Source organism: Streptomyces sp. NPDC051822 (assembly GCF_044452745.1).
Lineage (GTDB): Bacteria > Actinomycetota > Actinomycetes > Streptomycetales > Streptomycetaceae > Streptomyces.
This window is the reverse complement of sequence record NZ_JBITBZ010000026.1, coordinates 1-6,530: the sequence shown is the minus strand read 5'-3', so window position 1 is coordinate 6,530 and position 6,530 is coordinate 1. Positions and strand designations below refer to the sequence as shown.

Sequence of the window (6,530 nt, the reverse complement as noted above, 5' to 3'; positions counted from 1 at the left end):
ACCGCCGCCTGGCCCGCGACTACGAAACCCTGCCCACCCGCTCAGAAGCCCTGATCCACCTCGCCATGACCAGCCTCATGGCCCGCCGCCTCACCGGCGAGCACACCATCTCCTGGCGCGACCCGAAGAAGACCACAGAACATCCCATCTCGGGATGAAACATCGGACGAAAACGACCTCTTAGGCGGAGGATCGCTGGGGGTGTCGATGGCGAGGGACAGGGGATTGGGCTGCACGATTAACGGCCGTCGTCCCTTTCGGCGGGCTGCGAGGGCTGGAGGGTTACGGCGAGTTCTCGGGCTGTGGCAATTCCTCAGATTCAGTGGACTCCGTGGGCTTATCGGCATCTGCTGGTTCGTCCTCGTCGGGCGGAAGAACCTGAAGCATCTGACCGGAAGGCATCACGACGTAGCTGATCACGGTGTCGCGGTCGGTCCCGGGAGGGGAGATGCGGGCGCGGAGGCGTTCCTGCCGCGCCTTCACTGACTTGCCGGAGTCGTACCAGCGGCCCTTGAGCTCGACCAGGGCGAGGCATTCGGTCAGATCGGCCACGACCGCGTCGGCGTCCTCCAGCTGATGGGCCCTCGTCTCCAGGAACCTCCGCAGCGCGGCGTAGGGGTTCGTGGGATCCACGAGAGCGACCGCTGCCGCTTCGGCGATCAGCGCCTTGCGCCGGAGCGCGATCGCTGCCTGCGCCAGGTGAAGGTCCCGGAAGAAGTGGTCCTCCTCCTTCGTCGCGCCGCCCAGCGCCTCCTCCAGCCTGCGGTAGTCGACCTTGCCGTCGTTGTCCGCCAGTTCGTCGACGACGCCGCGGTGCTTCTCCAGGAACTGCTGGGAGCGGTAGAACTCGTCGTCCGCACTCTTCAGGGCGAGGTCGAGGCTCGGGCGGTGGCCGTCGAGCATCAGACTGATCATGCGGGTCAGCTGGGCATCGGCCGACCTCTGAGCCGTGATCCGCTCGACGTAGTGACGCTCCTCCTGGCGCCCCAGGACGGCCTCGACCCGGCGTTGGTGCGCCCGCTGTTCGCGCTGCGCCACGGTGTCCATCGCCAGGACGGTTCCGGCGACGGCCAGCACGGGCCAACCTGCCATGATCGCTCCACCGGCGGCGACGGGCTTCAGCACGGCGTGCGCCGTGGTGCCGCCGGTGCGGGAGAAACCTCTGAAGCCGGAGGTTCCGACGGCCTTGACGAGCTCTGCGCCCTCGGGCAGCACCACCTGGAACAGCGTCGGGCTCTTCGGGTTCAGGGCCTCCAAGATCCCGGACAGCGCCTGCTGGGCCGCCGCGTTCACGGGAACCGTCCGGAGCGTCGCGAGCTCCGCGTCGCAGACTGGGTGGTATGCGATGGCCACCGGCGTCGCGGCCGCTTCGAGCGCGTCCCAGATCGCGGCCGATGTCGACCCGGCGGAGCGGAGTACGTCCTCGGGGACGAGAAGCCCTTCCGAAGGGAACTCCGGCCGCAAGTCGACCTCCGGCACGTCGATCAATCCGGAGCGACCCTGGGGGGAGGGAACCGGGGTGTGCGGGGATCGCCTGAGCAGCCACACGGTGACGATCACGGCGAGGGCGAAGACGACAACGACGGCAACCAGCACCACGGGCAGGGACATCAAGCCGAGTCACGTCCTCCGACAGACTGCAGTGGTGCGATCACACCGCAGCCGAGCATAGCGAGGGCCGCCGTCTCAACGGGACCGGGTCAGGCGGGCATCATGGCGGCGAGCAACAGCAGGCCGAAGCCCGCGGCGAGGGTGAAGGCCAGGACGGATGCGGCCGACACCATGAACCCCGCGAGGACGATCACCGGCACGACGCGGGAAAGGGGGAGATTTCAGGCCCAACGCGCCTGCGGGACCTCTAAGGACCTCGCTCCAGCGAGCCGCGAACCTGTAACCGAAGCGGGAAACACACAGGGCGTGCTCCAACGACCAGTCGGCTCACCCACCCACGGCTGACCGAGTCACCGATAGCCGGCCCGTGCTTCGGCCGTAGCGAGCGCGGGCATCAACCGGAAGCTCCTCTACGCCGGCGGCGTTACCCGTCGGCCGTCCGTCTTCAACAGTCGGCGGATCGTGTCCAAGTCCAGCGCCGCGTTCGCAGCCGCATCGTGGGCCAACTCCTCGTCGTCGAGGAGTACTGCCAGCCGGGACTGCGGAAGATTCGGGTGGCGCGTCGCCGCAGCCCTCACAGCAGATTCCGGGTCCTGGGTGAGCCGCTCCACGACTGTCGGCTCAGCTTCGGGATCCCGGGCGGCCAAGGCCCGGACCTCGGGGTCCTCGTGGTCGGCGAAGGCGGCCAGTCCGTTGGTCGGGAAGTTGGGCCGGGTGGTGAGGTGGCTGCGCTCGGGGCCGGTGTACTCGAGGAAGCTGCGCAGCAAAAGTGGCGCGGGGGCGTCTGGATGGTTTTGGGCCAGCAGGACGCGTACACCGAGGTCGTCGTCGGCGGCCAGGCGTGCGACGAGGTCCGGTGGCAGCAGGTGGTCCCTGGCTGCCTCCCGGCGCAGCAGTGGGTGGTTGGAGAGTGCGTTTTGGCGGACCGTCTCGGGATTCCGGGGCACCTCGGTTGCGGGGTGGAAGACGAAGGGGTGGTCCATGGGGACCTGGTAGTCGGTCTGGGCCCGTTCCTCCTCGCTCAGTGCGGGGTGGTGGGACACGGCCAGCCGGACGTCGGGGTGGGGGTCCGTCATGAGCGTGCGGCGCTCGGCCGGTCCTAGGTCCGCGCGGTACGCGACCTGCGTGCGCACGTCCGGGTCCGGATCGGCGAGGAGTGCGCGGCGCTCGGCGGGTCCAAGGTCTGTGCGTTGCGCGATCCGGCCCCGTATCTCCGGATCCGAGTCGGCGGCCAGGAGGACCACCGTGTCGGGAGGGAGGGAGGGGTTGACGGCGATCATCGCCTTGTCCTCCTTGCCGGCGGGTCTGGCGAGGACTCCCTGAACGACAGCTCTGGTGAGGGGGTGGTGGAGCAGCAGGTCGGTGCGGGCGTGACACGATCGGTCAGGGAGCTCACTCTCCACCCACGCCGGATCCTGATAGCGCGCATGCCTCTGCGCCGTTTCCCGGACCTCGCTGTCGGGGTCTGTGAGGAGGGCGGCCCGCATCTCCGCGGACAGTGATGCCCATGCGCCGACCCCCCAGCGGCGGACTTTCGCGATTGGATGGGTGGGCATGGATCGGCGCAGTCTGGTGGAGATCTGCTGGTAGAAGGCGCCGCCCAGGAGTTCGTCGTCGTACGTGCTGATCATGTGGACGACGGCCTCGTCGGGCAGGGGCCTGGGCCGGGCGGGGGCGGCCACCCTCGGTCCCTCGGCCAGGTGGGCGCGGACGAACCACTCTGGATCGTCCAGCAGTCGAACTCGCTGGGCCGGATCGACATGGGGGTTGCGGGCGAAGAAGCTGCGGGTATAAGTGTCGGGGTGCTCGACCACCGCGTCGACGACGGCGTCGGGCAGGATCCGGTCCCGGCACAGCACCATCCGTGCGGCAAGCGGAGCGTCAAAGAGCAGCCGCAGGAGGACGCTCTCCGGCGCGGACGGGTTGAGAGCCAGCCCGGCAAGCCGACGGGTGGGGAGATCGGCGTCCGCCCAGATCTGCTCAGGCGTAGGCATGCCTTGTACCCCCAAGGTGTCACCGGTCTCGCGAAGACTTGGTTCACGACCCTATCCGCCTGTACAGCGACAGGCCGAGCGTTGGGTAGCACCGTCCAGGGCCCGTCTAGACGGTCGCGCGCCAACAAGGCGGGCTTCCCGAGTCCGACGAGGCTGGAATACGTGCCGTGCGACCTGCAGAGTTCACCTCACGTGGGTCAGCGCCGAACCATTAGGTACCGAGGTTAAAACTCAAGCTAGAGGTCGTCTCATTCGGCTTGTCTTCCGCACTGGAGGGTGATCCGGTTGTCGCGGTGGGGCGGGGTTACATGCCGCGATCCGGGCCCCGCCATGGCTCTGGACATTCGGCGGCGGTCATCGGGAGTCTGCGCAGTCGCACCGGGCCGGGGGAGAAAACGGAGCTGTGGGGGCCGGCCATGTTTTCGCCGACGAGGTAGCGGTAGAGCCATTCGGTGAAGGTCATGCGGTGCTGTGACCAACCGCCTTCTCCGTCCTCGACAAGGAGCCAAGACACCTCATGCAGCTAAGCCGTCAAGTGGACCTTGGTCGCCGCTACTGCTCATAGACGACGCTGAACCCCTGGACCGTCTCGTCGTACCTCTTCAGCTGGTCCCTGAGCATGGTCGCAGCCAGTGGTACTCGGAGTTCCAACTCGGCCCAGCGGACGAAGCGCACTCGCTTGGGCATCTCGACGAGGCCGGTAACCGCATCCCAGAATGCGTCCCAGTTCATGCCGTAGAACGACGGGAAACCGAGCTCCCGTTTGAGGACCTCATGGAGATCACGCTCGCTGTGCACCGAAGCGACGTCGATCACCATCTCGCGGTTCGGATCGTGCGCCGGCTCTTCGGGAGCTCCCCAGAATGAAGGGAGCCACCAGCACAGGGCTGACCCATCATCAGGCCAAGGACGGCGATCTTCGCCCGCGAAGTCCTCGAACAAGTCGGTGGTCGGGTCGATCGGGCGCCACCCCGGGTCGACGGGTTCGTCATCCGCCGGGGGCCGGACGAACCGCCGGCCCCGCTGGTCGCAGGCGCCATAGGCCCGGAAGTTCTGCTGAGCCTCGGCGAGCGACCATTGATTGGCGCCACCCGGCCTGAACGGCCAGCGGAACTGCACCGGGTCATCTTCCCAGAAGCAGACCGGGCAGATGGCATAGGAACCGGGCCACCCATCTTCAACATCGAAGACAAGATGACCACAGCAGGGGCACGGACGACGCGTATCCACCGGGCCAGTCTGCTCTGTGTCGGCGTTCGCGCCGGATAAACCGCTGAGGGAGGCGAAGGCCCACAGGTGGCCGACGTGGTTGAGCCGGTTGTTCTTGACGAATCGGCGTCCGACGTAGCGGCGTTTGCCGGAGGCCCGCGTGATCGGGGCCGAGCCGGCGTACGCCTTCAGCCCACCGGCCGTGGCGAACCGGGTCCGGTCGTCGCCGATCTCGCCCAGAATGCGGGCACCGACCTGGGGACCGATCCCGGGGAAGCTCAGCATGATGGCCGCGTCCGGGTGTGACCGAAATGCCTCCTCGGTGGCGTGCGCCAGGTCGTCGACCGCCTGGCAGGCCGCGTCCAGCTGCAGCAGCAGGGCGAGCGCCTGCTTGCCCATGGCGTCCTCGACGAGGGGCAGCTGCCGCGGGGCTTCCTCGCGGAAGAGCTGCTGGATTCGGTCGGCGTCCGCTTCGATGCCCCTGCGACGGCCGGCTCGCCGGAGCATGGCGGTCAGTTTCCACATCTGCAGCTTGGCGGCCAGGGCAGGTGTGGGCGCGACGGCCAGGATGCGGCGGGCATCGGGGCGGGTCAGGGTTCCCGGCTTGTCCCTGAACGCCTCGATCATCGCCGGGAAGTACTCCCTGAGCAGGGACCGTAGCTGATTGGCGACCTGCTGCCGGTTCCAGAGCGCGTCCTGCTGTGCGCGGGCCAGGACGGCGACGGCCTGGGCCAGGTCGGTGTCGGCCGGCAGCGGGCGGTGCATCGGCGCGTCGGTGCGGATGATGTTCGCCAGCACGAGGGCGTCGCCCGGGTCGGACTTCTTGCGGCTGACTCCGTGCCGGTCGCGGTAACGGGAGGCAGCCATCGGGTTGACCGCGTAGATCTTCCGGGGGCCCTGCCTCACCGTGGCGACGAGCAGGCCGCGGCTGGTCTCGATGGCCACCGGGATCGGCGTCTCGGCGGTGTCGCCGTGCTCAGTCAGAAGATCCAGCAGCAGCCGGTAGCCGTCCAGGTCGTCGTTGATCCGGCACTTGGCCAGCAGCTTGCCGGTGTCGTCGACGAGCGCGACGTCGTGGTGTCCCTCCGCCCAGTCGATCCCGCAGAACACGTCCATGGATCCCGCCCCTTCTCCGGTGCTGTTCTCGAAGGCGAGCACGCGGGGCCGCACGGCGCACTAATTCCAGGGCTCCAAGGCCCGCCACCTCATCAGCCGTGCGCGGCACCGCAAGGCCGCACGGGCGCACGCCGTGTCCAGAGCTCGAAGCTCGTGAGGAGAAACGCGTCACCGTGCGGCAGCTCATCCATCGAGGATCCCGAACCCCACGAGCTCGTGGGGGCAGAACGCGCGAGGACCGGCCGGCGCCCAGCGCCACCAGTCTTTACAAAGACCTCGCACGGTCGGAGGTGTCGTAGGGGTCACCACGGCACCGACCGGACCACACACGTCCTGCCCCGGGCTGGACAACCGCCCCGGGCCCCTCAGAGATCCAGAACCTCTAATTACTAACGAATTAGAGGTGTCGTCGCGCGGATCAGGCTTGCAAACGGATCCTGACCAGGTGAAACGCTCTTGATCAAAAAGGTGGGGGTCCCACTTCCGGTCACACCTCCTGTGCAGCCCCTAGGGGTCGTCTTCAAAGATCAGAGCCAGAGCAGGATTGAGGCGATGGTGAGGGCGGCTTGGTAGGACTCGCGGGTCTTGTCGTAGCGGGTG

General features: G+C 67.8%; 3 protein-coding genes and 2 pseudogenes. 1 reads left to right on the top strand and 4 read right to left on the bottom strand.

The window, feature by feature from the left end:
- Window positions 1-158 (top strand): annotated as a pseudogene (locus ACIA8N_RS36385) (IS5/IS1182 family transposase); the annotation flags it as partial.
- Window positions 159-282: 124 nt separating this feature from the next.
- Here the strand turns inward: ACIA8N_RS36385 and ACIA8N_RS36380 are convergent.
- The 4 genes and pseudogenes from ACIA8N_RS36380 to ACIA8N_RS36365 form a co-directional block, all read right to left on the bottom strand.
- Window positions 283-1,611 carry a hypothetical protein gene (locus tag ACIA8N_RS36380; protein ID WP_365787878.1) on the bottom strand — a complete coding sequence of 443 codons (1,329 nt, stop codon included), beginning with the start codon at window positions 1,609-1,611 and terminating at the stop codon, window positions 283-285.
- 410 nt (window positions 1,612-2,021) lie between these two features.
- Complete coding sequence (locus ACIA8N_RS36375; protein ID WP_365787876.1) at window positions 2,022-3,605, bottom strand: hypothetical protein; 1,584 nt, start codon at window positions 3,603-3,605, stop codon at window positions 2,022-2,024.
- A gap of 552 nt (window positions 3,606-4,157) precedes the next feature.
- Window positions 4,158-4,835: a CPCC family cysteine-rich protein gene (locus ACIA8N_RS36370; RefSeq protein WP_365787880.1), complete on the bottom strand. Its 678-nt coding sequence runs from the start codon at window positions 4,833-4,835 to the stop codon at window positions 4,158-4,160.
- 21 nt (window positions 4,836-4,856) lie between these two features.
- Window positions 4,857-5,930, bottom strand: a pseudogene (locus tag ACIA8N_RS36365) (IS110 family transposase); the annotation flags it as partial.
- Window positions 5,931-6,530 lie beyond the last annotated feature (600 nt).